The sequence below is a fragment of the Aeromonas aquatica genome (assembly GCF_000764655.1).
Taxonomy (GTDB): domain Bacteria; phylum Pseudomonadota; class Gammaproteobacteria; order Enterobacterales; family Aeromonadaceae; genus Aeromonas; species Aeromonas aquatica.
The window spans coordinates 45,101-67,702 of record NZ_JRGL01000161.1; the positions used below are offsets into that span (position 1 = coordinate 45,101).

Annotated in this window: 18 protein-coding genes; 5 read left to right on the forward strand and 13 right to left on the reverse strand. The window is 60.8% G+C overall.

Features of this window, described 5'->3' with window-relative positions; genetic code table 11:
• Positions 1–32 precede the first annotated feature (32 nt).
• From bglB to brnQ, 4 genes are all read right to left on the reverse strand, one after another.
• A complete protein-coding gene (gene bglB, locus LG30_RS0120120; protein ID WP_033132472.1) occupies positions 33–1,106 on the reverse strand; it encodes a beta-galactosidase BglB in 1,074 nt (357 codons plus the stop codon).
• On the reverse strand, positions 1,103–3,463 hold the full coding sequence (locus tag LG30_RS0120125; protein WP_202963170.1) for a PA14 domain-containing protein: 2,361 nt from the start codon (positions 3,461–3,463) through the stop codon (positions 1,103–1,105). The genes bglB and LG30_RS0120125 overlap by 4 nt, the downstream gene beginning before the upstream one ends.
• A gap of 633 nt (positions 3,464–4,096) precedes the next feature.
• Positions 4,097–4,804 carry an oligogalacturonate-specific porin KdgM family protein gene (locus LG30_RS0120130; protein WP_033132474.1) on the reverse strand — a complete coding sequence of 236 codons (708 nt, stop codon included), beginning with the start codon at positions 4,802–4,804 and terminating at the stop codon, positions 4,097–4,099.
• Between the two features lie 649 nt (positions 4,805–5,453).
• Positions 5,454–6,773 (reverse strand): branched-chain amino acid transport system II carrier protein, encoded by a 1,320-nt coding sequence (brnQ, locus tag LG30_RS0120140; RefSeq protein WP_033132476.1) that lies wholly within the window; start codon positions 6,771–6,773, stop codon positions 5,454–5,456.
• 812 nt (positions 6,774–7,585) lie between these two features.
• Between brnQ and LG30_RS0120145 the strand changes: the two genes are divergently transcribed.
• Positions 7,586–7,840: a DinI family protein gene (locus LG30_RS0120145; protein WP_033132477.1), complete on the forward strand. Its 255-nt coding sequence runs from the start codon at positions 7,586–7,588 to the stop codon at positions 7,838–7,840.
• Positions 7,841–7,989: 149 nt separating this feature from the next.
• Here the strand turns inward: LG30_RS0120145 and LG30_RS0120150 are convergent, their stop codons facing one another.
• From LG30_RS0120150 to dcuC, 5 genes are all read right to left on the reverse strand, one after another.
• Positions 7,990–8,745 carry a DUF2927 domain-containing protein gene (locus LG30_RS0120150; RefSeq protein WP_161785844.1) on the reverse strand — a complete coding sequence of 252 codons (756 nt, stop codon included), beginning with the start codon at positions 8,743–8,745 and terminating at the stop codon, positions 7,990–7,992.
• A gap of 80 nt (positions 8,746–8,825) precedes the next feature.
• Positions 8,826–9,329, reverse strand: a complete 504-nt coding sequence (locus tag LG30_RS0120155; protein ID WP_033132479.1) for a M48 metallopeptidase family protein — start codon at positions 9,327–9,329, stop codon at positions 8,826–8,828.
• Positions 9,330–9,477: 148 nt separating this feature from the next.
• Positions 9,478–11,121, reverse strand: a complete 1,644-nt coding sequence (locus LG30_RS0120160) for a hypothetical protein (RefSeq protein ID WP_033132480.1) — start codon at positions 11,119–11,121, stop codon at positions 9,478–9,480.
• Positions 11,122–11,613: 492 nt separating this feature from the next.
• Entirely contained in the window at positions 11,614–13,260 is a 1,647-nt protein-coding gene (locus LG30_RS0120165) for a bifunctional metallophosphatase/5'-nucleotidase (RefSeq protein WP_033132481.1), read from the reverse strand.
• 100 nt (positions 13,261–13,360) lie between these two features.
• Positions 13,361–14,713: an anaerobic C4-dicarboxylate transporter DcuC gene (dcuC, locus tag LG30_RS0120170; RefSeq protein WP_033132482.1), complete on the reverse strand. Its 1,353-nt coding sequence runs from the start codon at positions 14,711–14,713 to the stop codon at positions 13,361–13,363.
• A gap of 316 nt (positions 14,714–15,029) precedes the next feature.
• On the opposite strand from dcuC, the gene LG30_RS0120175 reads away from it, so the two are divergent.
• On the forward strand, positions 15,030–15,635 hold the full coding sequence (locus LG30_RS0120175) for a DUF922 domain-containing protein (protein WP_033132483.1): 606 nt from the start codon (positions 15,030–15,032) through the stop codon (positions 15,633–15,635).
• A gap of 101 nt (positions 15,636–15,736) precedes the next feature.
• Here the strand turns inward: LG30_RS0120175 and mnmC are convergent, their stop codons facing one another.
• Positions 15,737–17,788: a bifunctional tRNA (5-methylaminomethyl-2-thiouridine)(34)-methyltransferase MnmC2/FAD-dependent 5-carboxymethylaminomethyl-2-thiouridine(34) oxidoreductase MnmC1 gene (gene mnmC / locus LG30_RS0120180; protein WP_193354287.1), complete on the reverse strand. Its 2,052-nt coding sequence runs from the start codon at positions 17,786–17,788 to the stop codon at positions 15,737–15,739.
• Between the two features lie 90 nt (positions 17,789–17,878).
• On the opposite strand from mnmC, the gene fabB reads away from it, so the two are divergent.
• On the forward strand, positions 17,879–19,090 hold the full coding sequence (gene fabB / locus LG30_RS0120185; RefSeq protein ID WP_033132485.1) for a beta-ketoacyl-ACP synthase I: 1,212 nt from the start codon (positions 17,879–17,881) through the stop codon (positions 19,088–19,090).
• Between the two features lie 66 nt (positions 19,091–19,156).
• On the opposite strand, the gene LG30_RS0120190 is transcribed toward fabB, so the two are convergent.
• The 3 genes from LG30_RS0120190 to LG30_RS0120200 all read right to left on the reverse strand — a co-directional run bounded on the left by LG30_RS0120190 (position 19,157) and on the right by LG30_RS0120200 (position 21,450).
• A complete protein-coding gene (locus LG30_RS0120190; protein WP_033132486.1) occupies positions 19,157–19,651 on the reverse strand; it encodes a GNAT family N-acetyltransferase in 495 nt (164 codons plus the stop codon).
• A gap of 102 nt (positions 19,652–19,753) precedes the next feature.
• Positions 19,754–20,068, reverse strand: a complete 315-nt coding sequence (locus LG30_RS0120195; RefSeq protein ID WP_033132487.1) for a DUF4377 domain-containing protein — start codon at positions 20,066–20,068, stop codon at positions 19,754–19,756.
• A gap of 95 nt (positions 20,069–20,163) precedes the next feature.
• A complete protein-coding gene (locus LG30_RS0120200; RefSeq protein ID WP_033132488.1) occupies positions 20,164–21,450 on the reverse strand; it encodes a citrate synthase in 1,287 nt (428 codons plus the stop codon).
• A 423-nt stretch (positions 21,451–21,873) separates the two neighbouring features.
• Between LG30_RS0120200 and sdhC the strand changes: the two genes are divergently transcribed.
• Together sdhC and sdhD are read left to right on the forward strand one after the other, a co-directional pair.
• A complete protein-coding gene (sdhC, locus tag LG30_RS0120205; RefSeq protein ID WP_033132489.1) occupies positions 21,874–22,263 on the forward strand; it encodes a succinate dehydrogenase cytochrome b556 subunit in 390 nt (129 codons plus the stop codon).
• Positions 22,257–22,601, forward strand: coding sequence for a succinate dehydrogenase, hydrophobic membrane anchor protein (gene sdhD / locus LG30_RS0120210; protein ID WP_033132490.1), 345 nt, complete (start codon positions 22,257–22,259; stop codon positions 22,599–22,601). The genes sdhC and sdhD overlap by 7 nt, the downstream gene beginning before the upstream one ends.
• The last annotated feature ends 1 nt before the right edge of the window (position 22,602 follow it).

A 22,602-nucleotide genomic window follows, 5' to 3' on the forward strand; every position in this document is an offset into this window, starting at 1 on the left:
TTTTTCTCCGAGTAATTACAACACTAAAACTGTTAGGCCAACCACTGGCCCTGCTCCAGCTCGAGCAGCAGCAACATCGTCAACGCCTGGGCATAGGGCACGGGCGCCATGGCAATGTCGCAGTAGTACTGATGATCGTGGCCAATCATGGTTCCCTTGGAGGCTTCAAGGACGATGCCGCCCTCATCGATGCGCTGCCATACCGCCCGGGCCGCCCGCAGGGCTGGCTCAATCACGCTCTCATCGAGCAGACCCAGACGGACGCCGCGCAGCATGCCGTAGGCGATCCCCGCCGTGGCGGAGGACTCTTGCGGTGAGTCGGGATCGTCGAGCACCGTGTGCCACATGCCGTTATCGGCCTGCAGCTCACACAGGGAGCGCACCTGGCGCGCCACGACTTGGGTGAGGAAGCGCCTCGTACCGGCATCCAGATGTTCCCCCATCAGATCGATGAACTCGGGGATGGCGACGGTGATCCAGGCGTTACCCCTGGCCCAGAAAGCCTCGGCGAAATGATGCCGACCGAGGTAAGTCCAGCCGTGATACCAGAGGCCGCTTTTGGGCTCGCTCAGGTAGCGGGTGTGCAGCAGAAACTGATAGACGGCTTCGTCGATCAAGTCTTGCCGCTCCAGCACTCTCCCGGCGGTACCGAGGAACAGACAGGTCATGAAGAGGGTGTCGTCCCAGAGCTGGCCGGTATTGGGTTGCTCCTTGACCACGTGCTGGAAGCCGCCTTCTTCGGTTCTGGGCAGGTTGGCGAGGAGATCGTCGGCCCAGTGACTGACTGCTTCACGCAGATCGGCGCGGCCGCTGTGGCCCGCCAGCAGTGCCAGGGTGATCATGGGCGCCGTGGTGTTGATCTGCATGGCAGGCAACCCCTTGGTGATCTGCCCTTCGTACCAGGCCAGCAGGGAGGCTTGCAGCTCGGCGTCGCCCTTGTGCTCGGCATAGCGCCAGAAGCCGTAGAGACCGACGCCGACCTCCCATTCCCACTGCTCGAACTGGATGGACAGACCCTGGCTGGCGGTCAGCTCCCCCATACCTTTCAACTGGCAGAAGCCATGGACCACCCGCTCCAGGGTGGGGATCAGTGCGTGTGGTTTCATTGTGCCTCTCCACGGTAGATCACGATGGGGTCAGATCCCGCCTCGGCGGGGAAGACGTGCGAGACGCCATTGACCAGGCAGTCACCCTGCCAGCTCAGGCGCATCAGTTCCTCTTGCGCCGTGCTGGCGATGGCGGTCTCACCCTCCATCAGACGTACCTCGAGGGTCGCCATGCGCTGACAGAAGGCGGCGAAGGCTGTCTCATCTCCGTGGCCGATCTCGATATACCAGGCCACCTGACGGGCGTAGGCGCGAACCTCGCAGCCCGCCGTCATGCCCTCGGTCACCGCCTGTAGCGGTGCCGAGCAGCCGATGGCGGCGAAGGCATTCCCCGCCCGCACTACACGGCTGTGGGGGGTGGTGATCACCCGATCGAAGGCCTCGGCCGGCAGGTAGAGGTGGGTCCAGGGGAAGGGCTCGTCCTCGGCCAGTTGATAAAGCTGCAGGACACGGTTTTCCACCTGCATCACCCGCGGCAACACGCCATTGCCGGACCAGTAGGAGGGGCGTTTCTCGCCGCCGGGTTCGGCCTCGCCCGGGTGGTTGACCCAGAGCTTGGCGTCATGGCAGGAGGCGAACTGCAGATCCACCAGATGCTGCTGGTGGCCCCGCTGGCCGCTGTGGTGATCGACGCAGCTGGAGAGGCTGACGCCGGGCTCCTTCCAGACGACGATCTTGCCGCCGCCGCACTGGTAATGGGCCGACAGCGAGCCTTGGTGCAGGGTTGCGTAACCATCGGCCTCGACCGGCGGTTGGTAATCGCTGGCGCAGAACAGCGGCAGTGAGGCGCATTTGCGGTTATACCAGCCACCGCTCCAGGCGACGTTGCCGTAGGCCGACAGCTCGGTGAGCACACCCGCCAGCAGCTCTTTTTCGTAGACCCGGCCCATGGTGCCGGTGGCGATGCCGGCCTGGTAGTGCAGGGCACTCAGCCGCATCAGCCGATCGATCAGTCCTTTGGCGCGCTCGCGCACCCAGGCATCGTCCGCCAGCTGATAGAGGGCAAACAGACCTATGTAGTCGACCGGGTAGTAGGGGGCCGAATTCCACTCGACGAAGCCGTGCTCCTCGATGGCATCGAACCACAGACCCAGGCGCTGGGCAGCCAGGGCACGTTGCTGCTCGCCCTTGCGGCCGGAGGCCAGGAACAGCTCATTCGGGAACATCTGGCCAGCCAGATACTGGGCTGCGTGGAAGCAGAGGGTGTGGTTCTCGCTCCAGAACCACATCACGTCGTTGCCCGGCTCATCCAGCCAGTAGCGGTAGCCGAGTATGGTAGAACGCACTCGCCGCCACAGGGTGGCCGGGAAGTGCTCACCCTCGTGCTGGCACCAGATCCAGAGCAGCGGCACCAGGGAGAAGTCGGAGCAATCCTCGCGGGCGCTGATCCGTTTCAGGGTATCGAGCAGCAGTTGCTCCGCGTCGGCCGTGATCTCGCCGCAGTGCAGCATGGCCAGCAGGCGGGCGGTTCTATCCATACCGTGTTGCGCGGTATAACGCAGGGCCTGCTGCTTGCGCGCTGGCAGGCTAGCCTCGGTCCCGGCCGCGCAGGGTTCGGCCATGAGGTTGACGCCGAAGCTGCGGTTGAGGCTGACACCGTCGCAGCTCAGGGTCAGGACTATCTGGTAGTGAGCGGGGCCAATCTCGGCGGGGAGGGTCAGGGTCAACGCCTGGCTGTTCGCCGCGAGTTCACCGAAGTCGACCCGGCGGGGCCTGAAGTTGTCGTTGCCCATGCCATGGATCTCGCCATGCAGGCGGACAGTACGGGCAGGGGAGGCGTCACCGAGGCGGATCCGCACCTGATTGTGCCAGGCCGCGAGCTCGGGGCGCATGCTGGCGGCCAAGCGGGTCAGGTCGTCGAGCACGGGAGCGGCTATGCCGGGCAGGGAGACACCCAGCGACACCTTACCCTGGTAGACGAGCTGCAGGGCAAAGATGGTATCGCGCTCGAACAGCTCCTCCAGGTGGATCCGCAGGTTGTTTTTTCCCGCCCGCAGCGGCAACGCCACATCGAGGCTCTGCATCTTGTTGCGGGTGAAGGGGGTAAATCTGGCAACGGCCACGCCGTCACACCAGAGGCGGGCGCCGCCACAGGTCGACAGCCGGAATGGATAGGTGCCTGCCTCATCGGCGTGCAACTCCACCTCCAGCCAACGCTGTACATGAAACGGCAGGCGATTGAAGGAGGAGAAGGAGACGACATCCCCCTCGCCAGTGAAGCTGACCTGGGTCAGTGGCAGGATCTGTGCCGGATCCACTGTCCGCTCGGCCATCTGCTGGCGGAAGATCTGCCGACAGAAGGCATCCTCTTTCGGCCCCCCGCCGTTCTGGAACCGATAGTCCATGGTCATGTCCATGGTTTCTCCGGTGAAGAACTCGGCGAATCGCTCCTCACGGGGAGCTGAGACACAAAAACGCGTGAGTGCCGAATTTGGCTCGAGCACCCAACTTCCAAGCTTCATACAACACTCCTTGAAGCTATTGACACCCATGAGGTGCTATTTATATTGATGACGCGGTAATCCCTCCGCTATTAACGGGGGATCACCGGTCACCTTGAACAGGCAAGGATTATGTCAGGCGACGGTGAGTCTCATCTTCGTGGGATGATATTCATTGCCCCTTTGACATATCCTTTTACTACTCGTTCAGCGGCTCATCTCGAACTGTGAGGTGAATAACAAGTTGAGATACTGCCTCCCAGGATCTTTTCTGAACCCAGGCATAACGACGAATAACAGCCGATAACGGGGTGAGGCCAAGTCAATATCGGATAAACCGGCATCCTGTGATCCACTGCACGTATTCCATAAACGCCAGGCGGGGCTTCGAATAAACAGGATTCATTAAATGCCTGCTTGTGCTTGCCTCGCGGAATTTATTTTTTGCGATGACGGCGGTCACCATTCCATGAATATCTGGCCCTAATGACTCTTTATGCCGGATTGCATGCGACGAGCGTCAATCCTTCCTGAACGAGCCGACCCTGCTTAGAAGATGTACTCAACCCCGACACGCCAGCGCCACTGCCAATCGTTGGGGTAGGGGCTGTCATCGGTCGGATCGTTGTAGGAGACATAACCAATCTCGGTAAACGGACGCCAGTTCTTGTTAATAGGGACGCGGATGGTGACGTTATTCAGATAGGAATAGTCTTCACCATTGAAATCAGGGTAGTCGAGCTTCTTATATTCGAAGTCGTAGGCGATGGACCAGTTCTCCGCGTTATAGCCGAGATAATAATTCAACTGGAAATAGTGACCATTTTCCTTGTTCATTTCGTCAACATAATTACGCTGACCCACCCGGAAACGTGCGGCAGTATAGAAGTTCTCGTTTATCCAATAAGTTGGCTTGAAATGAACACGCAGATCTTGCACGTCATCCGTGATCTCGGTATTGAATCCAGCCTCCCACCACCATTTATCGTTGGGCTTGGCAAGGTAGCTCAAATCATATTCTGTTCCCGTGGTGTGGAGTTCATCGAATGCCCCTTCTCCCTCACCCCCGCTGGTAAATTTGGACTCTACGCCAAAGCCCCAGCCATTATCGAAACGATGTGATACTACCAGGCGATCGCTCTGTTGATCCTGCTTCTCCAGAAACTCGTGGCGATAATTGAGGCTCCATGCATTGGCATTCATGCTGGTGAGCGCCGAGCAGGCGGCAATGGCGGCACATGCAAATTTTAACTTCATACCTTTCGATCAATCCTATGAAACGGCGGCTAATGGTGGTCCAAGTCAGATAGCGCGCTGCATGGCTACCAATCCAGGCTGGACTCATTGAGGTCGTAGTTGAACACCAAGTCGCGACAGTGGTGATGAAGTGCAGGGACGCTACCGGTTTGAGGTTCGTATGAGCACATTTCATTCTGCGAATCTTGATTTTCAAAACAACGGTTCAAATATAATGTTTTTGGCGTTTCATTTGCAATGATGGTGGCAGGATGACATATGAAAAATGAGACCTTCGTCTACATAAAATGAAATGGCGTTTCTTTTTGTGTTCAATGGGGTCTTCTATGGCATCTGTGCGACCGCAAAGCATGGGAAAGGGCCTGGGCGTCGAACGTCTGCCAACAAGAGGCCGAAGGTGGCCTCCGTTGTCCATGGCGAGAGGATGAGGCTGCCGCCAATGGCATCCTGGATTGGGATCAGGGGGTTAATTTCAGAGGGCTAGCTGAGGTGTTGCTGCCCGCAAGGATTCGTGTCAAGGGGGCGAACGTTGGGTCAGGGAAATGTTGCTGGGATGGGGGAGGGTTGCAAGCGCAGTGCGAGAGGTGATCCGGGGGGGGGGCGTTGTAACGGGGGCTTGCCTGCTCCCCCGTAACAACGAGTGGTGAGGTTACTGGTAGGCCGTCACAGACTCACGACCAAGCAGTCGGTCATAGATGGCGGCCAGCATCAGCCCCAGCAGGGAGGGCAGCAACCAGGCGAGGCCCTGCTCCGCCAGCGGTAGATGTAGGCTCCACTCGGGCAGCATGCCAGCCAGTGCCGAGCCCTTGATGCCGTCGATCATGCCAAACAGCAGGCTGATCTGCATGGTCGGGATAACGACGCGAGAGGCATTGTTCCACCAGCGCAGGGTGAAGCTCAGCAGCACCAGCACGATGCACGGGGGGTAGATGGCCGTCAGCACCGGGATGGAGAGCTGGATCAGGTGGCTCAGCCCCAGGTTGGAGACCAGGGTGGAGAAGCCCCCGAGCACAAACACCAGAGTGCGATACGAGAACGGCAGGTGGCGGGAGAAAAACTCCGCGCAGGCACAGGTCAGGCCAACCGCAGTGACCATGCAGGCGATGAAGATAAGCAGGGCCAGGAAGGCGCTGCCCATGCCCCCGAAAGTGTGCTGCACATAGGCATGCAGGATCTCGGCGCCATTCTGGGCATTGGGCACCAGCTCACCACTGCTGGCACCCAGCTTGAACAGGCCCAGATAGACCAGGGTCAGGCCCACGCCGGCGATGAGACCGGCCAGTATGGTATAGCGGGTCAGCAATTTGGCGCTGTCGACGCCCCGCGAGCGGGCTGCGTTGACGATGACGATGCCGAACACCATGGCCCCCAGGGTATCCATGGTCAGGTAGCCGTTGACGAAACCGTTGGAGAGGGGGAGTTGCTGATAGGCCTCGGTGGCGGGGATGGTGCCACCTGCGGGCCAGAGCAGCGCGGCAAGGCCGAGCACCGACAACGCCAGGATCTTCATCGGTGCCAGCACATGACCGACCGTGTCCAGCAGCCGTCCCGGATAGAGGGAGATGCCGATCACCAGGGAGAAGTAGACGACGCTGTAGATGAGCAACGGGGTCGCATCGCTGCCAAAGAAGGGGGCCAGACCCACTTCATAGGAGACGGTTGCGGTGCGTGGCGTGGCAAACAGCGGGCCGACGGCCAGGTAGCAGACGGTGGCCAGCAGCACACCGGCCCGCTTGCCGATGGGCAGGCTGAGGGCGTCTATGCCGCCGCCGACCCGCGCCAGCGCGATCACGGTCAAGACGGGTAGCCCGACCGCCGTCAGCAGGAAGCCCAGCGCGGCGGTCCAGACTTGTTCACCGGCCTGCAAACCGACCATGGGGGGGAAGATGATGTTGCCTGCGCCGACGAAGAGCGCAAAGGTCATAAATCCCAAGGCGACGATATCTTTGGGTGCTAATTGTTGTTTCATTGGTGTGTCATACCTGTCTGAAAGTGCTGCTGCCGTCAAAAAAACTGTAGCAATCTGTGTCTGCGGAATAATCATCCTGAGAAATCAGGGGAAAATATTTATTGGTTTTATATCGCTCGCCGTGGCGGCGGGTGGCAAGTAAATCGATTATCGCGTGGCAAGGCAAGTGCCATGGATTAATCAAAAATATTCCACTGGGTAATAAATTAAACAAAGAGAATGATGCTGGTTTTTCATAAAACCTCAATCTTATAGACTGCCACAAGAGGGCCTCTTCTGGGGTGCTCTGCCTCGCTATTCAGCTGCTATGAAACCATCCTGCGGGATTATCGTCTGAATCCTGCAGAGAGGGAGTACCCGCGGGAGTGAACAATCGGAGACATCTGGCAGCTTGCGTCAGCCTGCAGGCGAATCACGGTGGAAAGTCTGAGGGCAGATGTCTGCACAATCGGGAAGGACTGCGAGTCTTGGGGTGAAAAACCACTCAGGCTGTGGAGGCCGGAGACTCAGCACTGGCACGCCTTGGCGCTGGGTTGCTCTTGCCGATCACGGGCAAGTTGTCGCGGCGATGTGCGATCTGGCCACCAAGCGATCGGCAGATTTCAGGGACGCTCGCATTTTTATGGTTTTTTTTCCGGTACTGAGAAATGGGGTCAAACTGCCTATTCCTGGGGGAGATTTGGCTCTTGGGAGGCAGAAAATACGCCTCGGGTCGAGGCATTGCATGAGTCATTACCGGGGAGATGGTCGGGCACTTTACTTTTGACAATAACTGTATAAAAATACAGTTATAAATCATGGAGAGCTATCCTATGCGCCTGGAAATCATCATCGACAAGAAACATCAGATCCCCACTTCAACCATGGAGGCGCTGCGGCAGGAGTTGCTCAAGCAATTGGGCGAGCCGTTCCCCGACTTGCATGTGCGGGTCGCGCCGGGCAGCGCCATGGCGCTGACGGTCAGCCGCGCCAGCAAGGAAGACAGGGAGCGGGCGGAGGCCATGGTGCAGGAGGTGTGGGAGAATTCCGACAGCTGGATGCCCGAGGCGGAAAACGCCGACGCCTGAACGGGATAGTCGTGGTAGATGACAGTGTCTGCACAGGATGTGCGGTGCTACCCGGATCAAACAAAACGCAGCCAGGGGCTGCGTTTTTTGTTGGTGGCGTGGTCGGTGTCAGTGGGTGAAGGAATGGCTCGGCAACGCCGCCGGCTCGTTCAGAGCCCGGCCCACTGTTTGAGACTGTCTTGTTGCACCCGCTGGTTGGCCTGGGCGATGTCGCCGTTGCTGCGCAGGGCCTTGATGGCGATGGGCAGGGCGGTGCGTACCTCGTCGGCGCTCATGCCCGCATGCAGAGCCGGGTGATAGGCGAGCTTGAGCAGCACGTAATCGAGCCCGGTCGGGAAACGGTCGACGCTGTGGTCGTTGAAGATGGAGGGAAACACCTTGTCCGAGTCGTTGGGCAAGCCCATGATCTGGGTGAGCTCCTCCACCACGCAGTCCAGGAAGCGCCCCTTGTCACGGCTGTAATCCACCGGAATGATGACGGTGGCGCGGGTGATTTCATAGGCGGCATTGGTGGCAAAGTTGGCCAGGCAGATCCCCTCCTTGAGGGCGATCTTGACCGAGCCATCCTGGCCTATGGTGCGGCTGGCCCAGTGCGCCATCTGCTTGTGCCGGGTCATGATGAGGGTGAGATTGGGGTTGTCGTTGACGAGCCGGATCGGTTGGCCGGTGATCCTGGCCAGGTGCTGGCTCTGGATCCTGACCACCTCGGCCTGTAATGGCTTGTCGCCAAATTCGTTGATGAGTTTGAGGCGAATGGGGGTCTGCCAGCGCGAGAAACGCACATGCTGCTCGTGGCCGTATTCCCGCTTCATGGCGACCTCGAAGAAGCTCTGGATCAGGTAGTCATCGTTCTGCCAGCGCTCGGCTGAGAAGGCGGGCAGGGAGAGCAGCCACAGGCCCAGCATCCGGCAGATCCAGACGAGATGACCAGCTTGCCGCGCGGGGTGTCGCCATGGATTCATGTTGCCTCCTTGCAACCGGGGACTCAGCCCCTGGTGCGCTCAAGGTCGCGCCAGGTGAGCCAGAGCCTGAGATCGAACTCCAGTTGATGATAGTCCGGTTCCATATGCTGGCAGAGCTGGTAGAAGGCCTTGTTGTGATCCTTCTCTTTGAGGTGGGCCAGCTCGTGCACCACGATCATTTTCAGGAAGGCGGGATGGGCCTCCTTGAACAGGGCGGCGATGCGGATCTCGTTCTTGGCCTTGAGTTTGTTGCCCTGCACCCGGCTGACATAGGTGTGCAGCCCGAGGGCATCCTTGATCACGTTGATCTTGCCATCGAAGATCACCTTGGAAAGGGGGGAGGAGCTTTTGAGGTAGCGGTTCTTCAGCTCCATGGTATAGCTCAGCAGCGCCTTGTCACTCTGGATGAGGTGCGTATCGGGGTAGCGTTTGGCCAGCATGTCGCCGAGCTTGCCAGCCGCGATCAACTGCTGTACCTGAGCCTTGAGCGGGTCTGGATAGCCCCCCAGATAGGTCAGTTCCGCCATGATTTCTCAGCCTCCACACGAAAAAAGAGCGCCATTGTAGTCATGATGTGGCCGTTTGAACACCGCTGGCGTCTTCTCATAACCGACAAAAAGGCCGTCATCGTTGCCAATGACGGCCCTCTCTTGCTTGTCAGTCGGGATGCGCGGTTCAGCGACGGCGATAGAGGCCGGGATCAACCTCCTCATAGCGCTCCGTCAGGTATTGATAGAAGGCGAGGCTGGAGGGGGAGCTCGGCTTTTTCAGCTCAGCCGCGATCCGCTCCGGCTTGGCGATGATGAACTTGGGGTTCTGGCGTTTGAGATCGGCCAGCACTCGCTCGCGCACGTCGTAGGGCGGGTTGACGTTGGCAAAGAACAGGTAGGCGGACGCCGGCTGGCGATCGGTCCACAGGTAGTATTGCGGCTGGATGCCATCGACCCAGATCTTGTCGGTCGGGCTGGTCTCGGCCTTGATCCTGTCGACCCGCACCTGGGCCGGCGGGTTGAACGGCCTGCCCTTGAGAGTGCCCTCCCAGGCATTGTTGAGCAGCAGGGCCAGCATGGCCAGCGAGGCGAGCCAGGGGGTGGCACTGCGCACATCCCAGGCGCGCCACAGGGGCACCAGGATCAGCACCGGCAGGGCCCACAGCAGGCTGTTGCCGAGCACTTCACGCACCCGTTCCAGCGACCACTCCTTGGTGCTCCAGCCGTAGCCGAGCTGTTGGGCCAGCAGCCAGCTGGCCGTCAGCACCACCAGCGAGATGCAGAGCAGGCCGAGGGCATCGGTCTGCTGCTCGCTGCGATCCAGCAGGCAGGCGAGGGGCAGCAGGCCCAGTTGCAGATAGAGCACATCGTAGTGATCGAACACATGGCCGGAGACCGAGTTGGCGACCAGGGTAAACAGCACCCCGAGCAGGGTGGCGCACAGAACGGGCAGGTGCCACTCCTGCCGCCTGGTCAGCATCAGCACGATGAAGGCGGGCAGCAGCATGATGAGGCCGGTGCGCAGCAGGCCGACGGCGCCCACCTCGGGAGAGAAGCCGTTACCGTAGCTGCCCTCGAAGAAGATGCCGAAGGCGTAATACTGGAACTCGGCCAGCAGACCATGGTGCTGGAAGTAGGCAAACAGCGGGCCGCCGACCAGCGCCAACCCCAGCAGGCTGGAGAGGAGCAGGCCAAAGGCGCAGCGCCACTGCTCGCGCAGGCACCAGTGGCAGAACAGCACCAGATACCAGGCGCCCCAGAAGGCGCCGTTGTTGGTGCGCATCCAGGCGACGATGGCGAAGGTGACGGCCGCCACCAGTGCCGGTCCCCAGCTGAAGCGCTTGTCCAGCAGCAGGGTGATGAAGGCCCACTGGGCGATGAGGGCCAGATAGAAGGTCCAGTCCTCGGTCATGTTGCCGTAGTAATAGCGGGTGCCATAGAGCGCCAGCAGTGCCAGCATGCTGCCGAGCCGCGCCCGCAGGGAGAGGCCGAGCTGGGCAAAGGCTTGCCAGCTGGCGAGCAGCCCCAGCCAGCACAGTACCCACTCCAGCAGCCAGATCCCGAAGAAGCCACCCATCCCATAGCCGAGCGCATCGAGGGCGAAGATCATCGGGCCCTTGATGTCGATCATGTCCCGATAGAGCACGCCCCCCTCGCTCCACATCTTGCCCATGACCGCGAACAGCGAGGCATCGAAGCCCGGTGCCATGCCATGAAACAGCGGGTTGCGCAGGCAAAACAGCAGTGCCATCAGGGCGGTGAGCAGGACAACCAGTGGTTTGAGCCCCGGATTGTGGCGTTGTGGGGTAAAACGGATGCTGTTATTCATGGATGACCTGTGGCTGCGGGAGAAACGAAAAGCGGGCCTATCTTGCCGAGGCTAGCAGTTCTATGCAATGGGTGAAGGGAAGGTGCTTGAAATAATTCGTAAAAGTGTCGTTTTAGCATCTGTGGCGCGCGAGGCGAAAAGCGGGTCTAAGCGTTGCCGAGGCTAGCAGCTCTATGCAATGGGGTGGGGGGATGTGCTTGAAATAATTTATAAAAGTATCGTTTTCAGTCCTTCACGGGGAGACGAAAAGCGGGGCCCAGTGTTGCCGAGGCGCTCATTTCCTATGCATTTTGATAGTTAAAAATATCGATACACTTAAATTAATATAACTTTATGCTGACAATTGCATGTATATGCTCCTCATTTTGCTAATGAATCGCAGTATGGTGGACTTTTTGACTGCCATTGTGGCTGGTGTCGTCTCGTGGGATAAGGCCCTTCCCCCGCAAGGGGAAAGGGCCTTCGCTGATACCAGTCACCACGGGCAAGGGCCTAGCCCTGATATTCCACCAGCGCCGGCAGAGGCGCGAGTTCGGGCAGATAGCGGGCCCAGCGGATAAAGGCATCCGCCAGGGTGATGCCAAGCTCCTGATTATGCTGGGTCAGGGTGCGGGCCAGGGCTGTGTAGCCTTCCTTGCCGGAGGCGGTGTAGGCGCTGGAGACCCCCCGATAGATGGCATCCGGCTCGACCGCTTGCCACAGCCCCGGGCTCGCCTCCCATTCGAGACGGGTGATCCTGCGTCCCTTGGGCTTGTCCGCCTGATAGCAGAAGCGCACCCCGGCGGTGTAGGGGAAGCTGCCGCTGCCATTGCCGACCACGCCGTTGTTGGTGGCGTTGTCGATGGCCCCCTCCAGCGCCTCGGCGAGCTCATGGCCGTGCACCCGATAGAGGGTGAGCGGGATGGCAAAGGGCAGCAGGCGGCCGGCGATGTCCGCCTCGCTCAAGGGGCCTGGCTCCAGGGAGCAGCGCACGCCCCCGGCGTTATGCAGGGCGAAATCCACCTGGCCGACCTGCTCGCGGGCGCCGGTCAGCATGGCCTGGGCCACCAGGGGCGCCACCTGGCTGCCGGCGGGCAGGGCCGCATCGGGCAGGCGCTGGTGGTGCAGTGGCCCGGCGAGCCGGGTCACGATACGCCGGGTCATGGTCTCGAGTTCGGGCCGGTAGCGTTTGGCCAGATGTTGCTCAAGCGCGGGTGCGGGCTCGCAGAAGTGCAGCCCGGCCGGTGGCTCTGAGGCGAAGGGCCAGGGCTGCCAGGGCAGCCATTCGAGTTGGCCGGCGCTGCGTTGCACCCGGCCATTGTCGTCAAACTCCAGCTCGCAGACCCCGAGGCAGAGCGCGCTGTGGGCGGCATGCAGGATGGCGACCCCCTCGACCATCAGCGGGTAGCTGCCCTCGCTGACGAGCCCGAGCGGAGCCAAGTCCCCCAGCTGACTGTGGGTGTGACCGCCGACGATGAGGCTGAGCTCGGGGAAGCGCGCGGCCAGGCGTTTGTCCTGCTCGAGCCCGAGATGGCTCAGCAGCATGATGTGGTGGATGCCCTCGGCCTTGATCTCACTGAGGGCGGCGGTGAGGGTCTGCTCGATGCCGTGAAAGTGGGTGTGGGCATCCGGGCTCGCGATGGCCGCCATCTGCGGCAAGGTGATGCCGAGCAGGGCGAAGGGCACGCCGTCGATGAGGCGTTTGTGCCAGGGGCGGCTGGCGTCGTGCAGCATGGGCAGGCCGCGCAGTCGCAGCGGGGCGTCGGCAGGCTCCTGGCTGTTGTCGAGGTTGGCGGCCAGCACCGGGAACGCGAGTTGGCGCAGAAACTCCACCAGGGGACCGTTGCCGAGATCGAACTCGTGATTGCCGATCACCATGGCATCGGGTCGCAGCAGGCCGAGCAAGTCGGCGTTGGCCCGTCCCTTGAAGCGGTTGAAATAGAGCGAGCCCTGGAAGGTGTCGCCGCCGTGCAGCAGCAGGCAGCATTGACCTGCGGCCGCGGCGTGCTGGCGCAAGGCGGTCAGCCGGGAAAGGATGCGGGCATAGCCGCCACACTGGGTGCGCCACTCGGACTCGCCTGTGGGGAGGAAGCGCATGGGCGCGCCATCGAAGTGGGAGTGGCAGTCACTGAAGTGGGCAAGTTGAACCGTAATACTCATCTCGGTCCTCCTTAGAGACAAAAGAGGACCGAGTCTACTCCAATCACGGGGAGAGATACCAGCCCGGCGGGGACCGGGCGGGTGGCAGATCAGGCGCGACTCAGGCAGGCACCAGGATCTGGGTGGCGAGGATCACCACCACCAGGCCGACCGCGACCGGTACCGAGGTGCGCTTGACCACTTCGAACGGCGACAGGTTGCCCATGCCCGCACAGGCGACCACCACCCCGGATACCGGCGAAATAGTGCGGCCCAGGTTGGAGGCCTGCAGCATGGGGATGACCAGGTAGGCGGGGTTGACGCCGAGGCTGGTGGCCAGATGGGGGATCAGCTCCACGAAGGCATAGAAGGGCGCATTGCCCGAGCCCGTGGTGAAGGCCGCCAATGTGGTGATGACCACCAGCACCAGCATGATGACGACGCCGCCGGTGCCGAAGCTCTGGGCGAGATCCAGCAGATTGGCGATGAAGCCGAGCCCCATCAGCCCCTGGGCGAAGACCCCGGCACCCACCAGCAGCATGACCACGCCGGCGAAGGCGTCGGCCATGCTGCGCCAGCACACCTGCAGGCCATCCAGCAGCTCTTTACCGTTGCGCTTGCGCACCAGCTCCAGCAGGGCGGCCAGCACCAGGCAGATGACGATGATGGTGACGATGTCGAGCTTGGGCCCGACTTTGCCGTCAAACAGCAGCACGCCGATGATGGGGGTGAACGGCAGTATGGCGTAGAGCGCCGGCGCATCGGTGATGAGATCGCTCGGGGCGACCGGGGCGTTGTGCTCGCCGGACTTCTGGTCCAGATAGCGCTGCCAGAAGAAATGGGTCACCGCCATGGCGGCGATGGCTGCCAGCGAGATGGGCAGGGTCAGCTTGAAGGCAAACTCGATGAGCTCCATGTTGGCCGCTTGCGCCGCCATCACCACGTCTCCCGAGGTGGGGGCCAGTATGATGGCCGCAGGGGAGGCGCACACCGCCGCCGCCGCGCCGCGGGAGATCCCCATGTTGACCATCAGCGGGAACAGGGTCGCCATCAAGAGCACGCCGAGACCGGTGGCGGAACTCACCGCCAGCGACATGGCGCAGGCCACCAGATAGGCGGCGACCAGCAGGATGTAGGGGGACTTGATGATACCGAGGGGCTTGCTGGCGAGCTTGACCAAGATGGTGTTGGCGCCGATGTGGCTCATGTAGCCGGCGAAGCCGCACAGCACCATGATCAGCATGCCAAGACCACCGCCACGGTCGACCAGCAGGAAGCGCACGTACTCGAACACGTCGGTGGCCACGTGGCCGGTGGAGGCGACGCTGGCGGGCAACACGGCCTTGCCCATCAGGGCGGTGATCGCCAGCAGCAGCAAGCCGCCGCTGAGCAGCACCCCGGTGGCCGAGTAGCCCTTGAAGATGTAGCGACCCACGGCCAGGGTGACCAGGGTGCCAATAAGGAGTTCCATCATAGCGTCAATTCCTGAGTACGAAATAAGGGTTGGGGTCAGGTGGCGATCGGTCCTTGGTGGATCTGACCAGTCTCAACCTACTCCGACAAAAATCGTGCTGATTATTAGCCCTAAAGTAGTATTTTTCTTTGATCTACCTCCCCATCTTGAAATTTAACGCTCTGCAACGCGGTGGTGCTCTGCGGCTTTGTCAGGGGGCGCAGCGACAGCAGGTGACAGCGCCCAGGATCGCGGTTAATCTCCCACCCTGAGTATTAATTCATTGATTCTTAATTGAATTCACGCTGGGACTCACAAGGGGCAAGACTGCGGAAAGATGGGACTCTTCACTAAGACAGGCGTGGTGGCTGCCTTGATGTTCGCCGCCGCAAGCGGGGCCGAGCCTTCCCATTATGCCGGCGTCAGGCTAGCCCCCGACATCAAGGTGGATTTCCAGTTTTATCGGGTCTCCGGCACCGATGTCGCCGCCGTCATGAACCAGATAGCCAAACAGGGGGCCGCTCAGGCCGACGGCCACATCGGCAGGGCCAGCTATCAGCTCTCCTGGCAGTTGCAGACGAGGCCGACCGCCAGCCGCTGCGAGCTGGAGCAGAGCGGCGTGACGGCGCGCATTCAGGTGCGGGTGCCGAACTGGATGGACAAGGCCAAGGCATCCGCCGCCGAGCGGCAGAAGTGGGACAAGCTGGTGGCCGCCATGTTCGACTACGAGAGCCGCCACAAGGACATACTGCTGGAGAGCGTCAGCCAGCTTGGTACCCGGCTCGCCCAGTTGCCGGTGACGCGCGATTGCGCCGCCCTGCAGTCGCAAGGCTGGCAAGAGGGGCAGGCGGTGCTGAACAGCACCCGTGCACGCTTTGCCGCGCTGGCGCAGCAGACCGAGGGGGGTCGCAAGCTCGGGCTGGTGTGGCCGAAACCGAGCTGATCCACCTTCTTATGGGATCAAAAAACGGGCTGTCCGCAAGGACAGCCCGTTTTCATTGGCAGCGACCATGAGGGGTGGCTACCGGCTCTGGCGAGCGAGGGTTAGCCGCGCAGCGGCTTGCCCTTGAGCAGCTTGCGCACCCAGTAACGGGCGGGATGCAGCGCCTCCAGCAGGTCGGTCGGCAGCGGCAGGGGATCCCCACAGATCTCGCTGGCGACCAGCTCGCCACACAGGGGCGCCGAACAAAGTCCCCGCGAACCGAGCGCCCCTAGCACGAACAGGCCGGGGTGCAGCGGCAAGGGCGCGGCATCCGCCTGCCGGGTTCTGAGGTGGGCGTAATGCTCCTCAAGCTGTGCCAACCTGACGACGGGCCCCGCCACCGGCAGGTGATCCCGGCTGGCGCAGCGCACCCCGACGCGCGCCTCACCGCCGCTCACATCCACCTCGCTTGGCCAGACCGCCTCCGGCAGGCAGGCCTGCAACCGGCTTTGGTTCTGAGCCTGCTCCTCGGGGCTGTAGTCGGTCCCGCTCTGGTTGCGGCCGTAGCTGGCGCCGATGCAGTGCGCTCCGTTGTGGGCCGGGGTGAGATAGCCGTCGTAGCAGAGCACCGTCTTGAGGCGACTCAAACTGGCGGTGGTCGGCACATGGCTCACCTGACCGCGCACCGGATAGAGCGGCAGCTCGGCGAAGGGCAACAGCGCGGGCAACTGATGGCCTGCGGCAACCACCAGGGTGGGGGCCTGCCAATGGCGACCCTCCCGACTTTCCACTCGCCAGCCGCCCTCCAGCTCGCTGAGCGCCGTGATTTCGGCGCCGTATTCCAGTCGCAGCAACCCGGTCGCTTGCGCCTCGGCCAGCGCCGCGCGGGTCAGATCCGCCGGACAGAGCCAGCCCCCCAGGGGGTAGATGACGCCACCATGGCCACAGGGCAGGCCGCTGCGTTGTTCCACCTCGGCGGCATCGAGCGGGCGCATCAGCGCGGGCGGGAAGGGGCCCTGACTCATCTTGGCGAGCTTGGCGGCAGACTTGTCGTCGTAGCCCAGTTGCACCACGCCACCCTGTGATCCCTTATCCGAGTCCTCCCCCAGCCCGAAGGCGATGGCGTGGTGCCTGGCAAGGGCCAGCAGACGATTGCGGGCATAACCAAACGCCAGGGCATAGAAGCGGGAAAGGGCGTCGTGCTCCCCATTGAGCAGCGGATAGAGCGCCCCCTGGCGGTTGCCGGAGGCGCCGGTGGCTGGCTCGTCGCCCTCGCACAGCAGGGTGACAGCGCGGCCCCGCTCCACCAGTGAGAGCGCCGCCATGGCCGAGGCGATGCCGCCGCCGATGATCAACACCTCGCCGGTGCTGTTGGCTTCGGTGCGGGCATACCAGGGGGCTATGGTGGGCTCGGGCATCTTGCCCTCCCGCATCCCCGCCAGCATCTCCCGCTTGCTGCCGTGCCCCTTGACCTTCTTCGCACCAAAACCGGCGGCAATCAGCCCGCGCCGCACGAAGCCGGCGCAGGTGAAGGTCGAGATGGTGGCGGCGGGGCGGGCGAGGCGGGCGAGGCCGTCGAACAACTCTTGCGTCCACATCTCGGGATTCTTGGCGGGGGAGAAGCCATCCAGATACCAGGCATCCACCAAGCCGTGTGGACCCTGGGGCACCAGGGGCAGGGTGTCTTTGATGTCGCCAAACCAGAGGTCGAGCCGAACTCGGCCCTCGGCGAACTGCAGGCGGTGACAGCCCTCGATAGGCAGTGGCCACTGCTCGATGAGCGCCTGACTCAAGGACGCAAGCTCCGGCCAGGCTCCTAGCGCCTTGCCAAGGTCTGCCTGGGTGAGAGGGTATTTTTCGAAGCTGATAAAGTGCAGGCGAGCGCAGCGCTCGGGGTCGCTTCCCTGTTCCAAAAAGGCGGCCATTGTCGCCAGAAAGTTAAGGCCTGTGCCGAAACCTGTTTCGCCAATCACGAAATTGTCACTATCGTGGTGTGAAAATCGCGCCGGTAACCGGTTTTGCTGTAAAAAGACGTAGCGGGTTTCACTTAGACCGTTATCATTGGAAAAGTACACATCCCCGAACTCACTGGAGACTGGAGTTCCCGCTTCATTCCAGTCCAATCGGGCATGATGTAAGGATGTTTGACTCACGTTTTCCTCTGCTCGCGTCATAAATTCGCGGGCATTCTACGTGAAAGCAGACCAGTTTGGCAGCCGAAAGCGGGTAGACTCGGTGCCAGTTTTTCCAGACGAGATGAATTAATGAGAAGAGCAGTGATCACCGGTATCGGCGTCATCTCCAGTATCGGCAACAACAAGGAAGAAGTGCTGGCCTCCCTGAAAGCAGGCAAATCCGGCATCACCTATTCCGAGCAGTTTGAACAATACAACCTGCGCAGCCGTGTCTGGGGTAACATCAAACTCGATCCGTCTGAACTGATCGACCGTAAAGTCATGCGTTTCATGGGCGACGCCGCCGCGTATGCCTATCTCTCCATGCAGCAGGCCATCGACGACGCCGGGCTGCCGGAGGATCAGGTCTCCAACGAGCGCACCGGCATCGTGGTCGGCTCTGGCGGTGCGTCCGGCAAGAACACCTCGGAGTCTGCGGATATTGCCCGTGAGAAAGGCGTCAAGCGCGTGGGTCCCTACATGGTGCCGCGCACCATGTCCTCCACCACCTCTGCCTGCCTGGCCACCCCGTTCAAGATCAAGGGTGTCAACTACACAATCAGCTCCGCCTGTGCCACCTCTGCCCACTGCATAGGTCACGCCCTGGAGCTGATCCAGCTTGGCAAGCAGGACATCGTCTTCGCCGGCGGCGGCGAGGAGCTGGACTGGTCTTCCACCATCCAGTTCGATGCCATGGGCGCCCTTTCCACCAAGTACAATGACACCCCGGAAAAGGCGTCCCGTACCTATGATGCGGACCGCGACGGTTTCGTCATCTCCGGTGGCGGCGGCATCCTGGTGGTCGAGGAGCTGGAGCATGCCCTGGCCCGTGGTGCTCACATCTACGCCGAGATCACCGGCTACGGTGCCACTTCCGACGGCTACGACATGGTCGCGCCGAGCGGTGAAGGCGCGGTGCGTTGCATGAAGATGGCGATGAAGGACGTCGGCTCCGTGGACTACATCAACACCCACGGTACTTCCACCCCGGTCGGTGATACCAAGGAGCTGGAAGCCATTCAGACTCTGTTTGGCAGCAATGCGCCCAAGCTCTCTGCCACCAAGGCCATGACGGGTCATGCCCTGGGCGCCGCCGGTGTGCACGAGGCCGTCTACTCCCTGTTGATGATGCAGCACGGCTTCATCGCCCCCAGCATCAACATCGAGAACCTGGACGAGAAGGCCGTGGGTCTGCCCATCGTACGCGAGTACGAAACCGCCGACCTCAATACCGTCATGTCCAACAGCTTCGGCTTTGGCGGTACCAACGCATCTCTGGTGTTCAGCAAGTTCAAGGCTTGATGTTCACCGGGTTGATATAGAAAAAGGCGCCGAAAGGCGCCTTTTTTATTGGATTCTCAGTGACCGTCAGGCCGGTTCGGTCAGCGGCAGCCGCATATAGACGGCGCCATCCCCATACTCATCCAGTGGCTTGCGGGTGGCAGAGGGCATGAACCCCTGCTTGCGCCAGAAGGCCGGCGCATCCTGCACCGCCACCAGACCCACGTGCTCATAACCCTCATTGCAGGCGAACTCGAGGGCGGTCGCCAGCAGACGCTGACCCACCCCCAACCCACGGGCCTCGCCGGAGACGGCGAGATCGTGCAGGTAGAACTCCTCATCGCCGGCCAGGGTCTGCATGGGCACCGAGAGGGGCGGGGGTTGGTGGGCACGCCAGGGGTGGCAGAGCAGATAGCCCAGCACCTTGCCCTGGCGCTCGGCGACCCAACAGCAGGCCGGGGCCAGCTCGGCCTTGTTGCTCATCACCTCGAGGGGCTCGGGCTCCAGCTGGTGATAACACTCGTGCTGGATGGCCATGATGGCGGGCCAGTCGAGGGCCCGGATAGTGCGGATGTTAATCATAACCTGGCACGCCGATGCAGTGAGTCAATCTATGACGGGGCACCAGAGTAGCACAAGGTGCTGATTAATTGAACTGAAAAGGTCTGTTTGACGCCCTTTTAATCAGTTATCGGCCTGCTTGCTCACGACTTTGATCAGCTGGTAACGCACCGAGGAGGCGTCGGCCGGCACGTCGGTCAGCTGCTCCTTGGAAACTTCCAGCTCATAGTGGTAGCCGGGTTCGAAGGTGAAACCCTCGATCTGCTGGTAGAACAGGCTCCAGCTCTCACCGGGCTGGCCGCGCACCTGCATGCACTTCATGGGGGCGACACCGATGCAGTCGGCCAGCTGGCTCTTGATGTAGAGGGTTTCGGTGGCCGGGGGGCTTTGGCAGGCGCTGAGCAACAGGGCAGTCGCGATCAGCAGAGGGGCTTTCATGATGGTGTGTCCTTGACGTAAAAGGGCGCGATTAAAACCCCAAATGAAAAGGCGGTCAATGACCGCCTTTGTAACAAACCATGTCAGCGATTAAATCAGCGTTGATCGAGCGGGGTGAATTCCCGTTGGGCCAGGCCGGTATAGAGCTGACGCGGACGACCGATCTTCTGATCCGGGTCCGAGTGCATCTCGTTCCAGTGGGCGATCCAGCCGATGGTGCGGGAGATGGCGAAGATCACGGTGAACATGGACATGGGGATGCCGATGGCCTTCATGATGATGCCGGAGTAGAAGTCCACGTTCGGGTAGAGCTTCTTCTCGATGAAGTAGGAGTCCGACAGCGCGATGCGCTCCAGCTCCATGGCCACATCCAGCAGCGGATCCTTGATCTGCAGCTCTTGCAGCACTTCGTGGCAGGTCTGACGCATGACCTGGGCACGAGGGTCGTGGTTCTTGTAAACCCGGTGGCCGAAGCCCATCAGACGGAAGGGGTCGTTCTTGTCCTTGGCCTTGGCGATGAATTCGGGGATGCGATCTACAGAGCCAATCTCTTCGAGCATCTTGAGGCAGGCTTCGTTGGCGCCGCCGTGGGCCGGGCCCCACAGGGAGGCGATCCCCGCGGCGATACAGGCGAACGGGTTGGCACCGGAGGAGCCGGCCAGACGAACGGTGGAGGTGGAGGCATTCTGTTCATGATCCGCATGCAGGGTGAAGATGCGGTCCATAGCGCGTTCGACGATGGGGTTGACCTTGTACTCTTCGGTCGGCACACCAAACATCATGTGCAGGAAGTTGCCGGCATAGGAGAGGGCGTTACGCGGCTGCATGAACGGCTGACCGATGGAGTACTTGTAGCACATGGCGGCCAGGGTCGGCATCTTGGAGAGCAGACGGAAGGCGCAGATCTCGCGGTGCTCTTCGTTGTTGATGTCGAGGGCATCGTGATAGAAGGCGGACAGGGCGCTGACCACACCGCACATGATCGCCATGGGGTGGGAGTCGCGACGGAAGCCGCGGAAGAAGAAGGCGATCTGCTCATGCACCATGGTATGGCGGGTGACCAGGCGTTCAAATTCCGCGTATTGCGTCTTGGTGGGCGCTTCCCCGTACAACAGGATGTAGCAGACTTCGAGGTAGCTGGCCTGGGTGGCCAGCTGGGCGATGGGGTAACCACGGTGCAGCAAGACACCCTGATCGCCGTCGATATAGGTAATGGATGACTTACAGGCACCGGTGGCCATAAAGCCGGGGTCGAAGGTGAAGTATCCTTGTGCACCGAGTTTTCTGACATCGATGACATCGGGGCCGACAGTACCGGACAGGATCGGTAGTTCTACCGGCTCTTTTCCGGGCAGATGTAGGGTGGCTATTTTATCAGCCATAGCACGTCTCCTTTGCTCTTTTATAATTTGGTTCCAGTCCTACTTTATTACGACTTTCATGACGCTGGCAAAGGTTCTTACCCGTACCACGGCGGCTGGAGCGCCTTATTTGAACCAGAAATCCACTGCTTTGTCAATTTTTCAGGATGATCATTAATGACTTGTTAAAGTCGTTGTGGGATCTGGTTTACGGTTTTGGGTTTTCTGTGTAGCTAATTGATTGTCATTGGTTAAGGCCGCCGATATACTGCGCCACGTGGGTGATGGTCGTCGGTGTTTGAAACGCTTTCGCAAAGCCAGATGTGATATTGAAAATGTTATTTTTGGCTTTCCTGAGTTGTTTTGGTAACAAAAACCTAACAAATGCCACTCCTAGCCCTCAAAGCGTGTAAAAACAATAACTAACGTGCTCAATGGAGCTGAGTGGGCAAAGCCGTGAAAAATAAACAGAGACCTGTAAACCTCGACCTACAGACGATCAGCTTTCCTGTCACCGCCATCGCTTCCATCTTGCATCGTGTCTCAGGGGTCATCACCTTTGTGGCGCTTGCCATCTTGCTGTGGATGCTTGGTACTTCACTCTCCTCTCCCGAAGGATTCGACGACGTCGTTGCCATCATGGACAACTTCCTGGTCAAGTTCGTGTTGTGGGGGATCCTGACTGCGCTGGCTTACCACATTGTGGGCGGTCTGCGTCACCTGGTCATGGACATGGGGCATTGGGAAGAGCTGGATTCCGCGAATCAGAGTGCCCGTGTGGCCTTCGTGATCACCGCGGTTCTGGCGGTATTGGCGGGGGTACTGGTATGGTAACCAATTCTGCAACTTTCGGGCGCAGCGGTGTTCATGACTACATCCTGATCCGCGCTACCGCCCTCATCATGACGGCTTACGTCCTCTACCTGGTTGGCTTTGTCGCGTTCAACGACATCAGCTACGAGGTGTGGACCGGCTTCTTCGCTAAAACCTTCACCAAGGTCTTCACCCTGCTGACACTGCTGTGCATCCTGATCCACGCCTGGATCGGCCTGTGGCAGGTGCTGACCGACTATATCAAACCGGTCGGATTGCGCGGCGCGCTGCAATTTGCATTGGTTGTGGTGCTGTTTGTCTATCTGATGACGGGTTTCGTCGTGCTGTGGGGGGTGTAAG

What these genes read in the sequence shown, in the direction of transcription:
- bglB (WP_033132472.1), bottom strand. Translation starts at nt 1,106, where the DNA reads ATGAAACCACACGCACTGATCCCCACCCTGGAGCGGGTGGTCCATGGC.
- LG30_RS0120125 (WP_202963170.1), bottom strand. Translation starts at nt 3,463, where the DNA reads ATGGACATGACCATGGACTATCGGTTCCAGAACGGCGGGGGGCCGAAA.
- LG30_RS0120130 (WP_033132474.1), bottom strand. Translation starts at nt 4,804, where the DNA reads ATGAAGTTAAAATTTGCATGTGCCGCCATTGCCGCCTGCTCGGCGCTC.
- brnQ (WP_033132476.1), bottom strand. Translation starts at nt 6,773, where the DNA reads ATGAAACAACAATTAGCACCCAAAGATATCGTCGCCTTGGGATTTATG.
- LG30_RS0120145 (WP_033132477.1), top strand. Translation starts at nt 7,586, where the DNA reads ATGCGCCTGGAAATCATCATCGACAAGAAACATCAGATCCCCACTTCA.
- LG30_RS0120150 (WP_161785844.1), bottom strand. Translation starts at nt 8,745, where the DNA reads ATGCTGGGCCTGTGGCTGCTCTCCCTGCCCGCCTTCTCAGCCGAGCGC.
- LG30_RS0120155 (WP_033132479.1), bottom strand. Translation starts at nt 9,329, where the DNA reads ATGGCGGAACTGACCTATCTGGGGGGCTATCCAGACCCGCTCAAGGCT.
- LG30_RS0120160 (WP_033132480.1), bottom strand. Translation starts at nt 11,121, where the DNA reads ATGAATAACAGCATCCGTTTTACCCCACAACGCCACAATCCGGGGCTC.
- LG30_RS0120165 (WP_033132481.1), bottom strand. Translation starts at nt 13,260, where the DNA reads ATGAGTATTACGGTTCAACTTGCCCACTTCAGTGACTGCCACTCCCAC.
- dcuC (WP_033132482.1), bottom strand. Translation starts at nt 14,713, where the DNA reads ATGATGGAACTCCTTATTGGCACCCTGGTCACCCTGGCCGTGGGTCGC.
- LG30_RS0120175 (WP_033132483.1), top strand. Translation starts at nt 15,030, where the DNA reads ATGGGACTCTTCACTAAGACAGGCGTGGTGGCTGCCTTGATGTTCGCC.
- mnmC (WP_193354287.1), bottom strand. Translation starts at nt 17,788, where the DNA reads ATGACGCGAGCAGAGGAAAACGTGAGTCAAACATCCTTACATCATGCC.
- fabB (WP_033132485.1), top strand. Translation starts at nt 17,879, where the DNA reads ATGAGAAGAGCAGTGATCACCGGTATCGGCGTCATCTCCAGTATCGGC.
- LG30_RS0120190 (WP_033132486.1), bottom strand. Translation starts at nt 19,651, where the DNA reads ATGATTAACATCCGCACTATCCGGGCCCTCGACTGGCCCGCCATCATG.
- LG30_RS0120195 (WP_033132487.1), bottom strand. Translation starts at nt 20,068, where the DNA reads ATGAAAGCCCCTCTGCTGATCGCGACTGCCCTGTTGCTCAGCGCCTGC.
- LG30_RS0120200 (WP_033132488.1), bottom strand. Translation starts at nt 21,450, where the DNA reads ATGGCTGATAAAATAGCCACCCTACATCTGCCCGGAAAAGAGCCGGTA.
- sdhD (WP_033132490.1), top strand. Translation starts at nt 22,257, where the DNA reads ATGGTAACCAATTCTGCAACTTTCGGGCGCAGCGGTGTTCATGACTAC.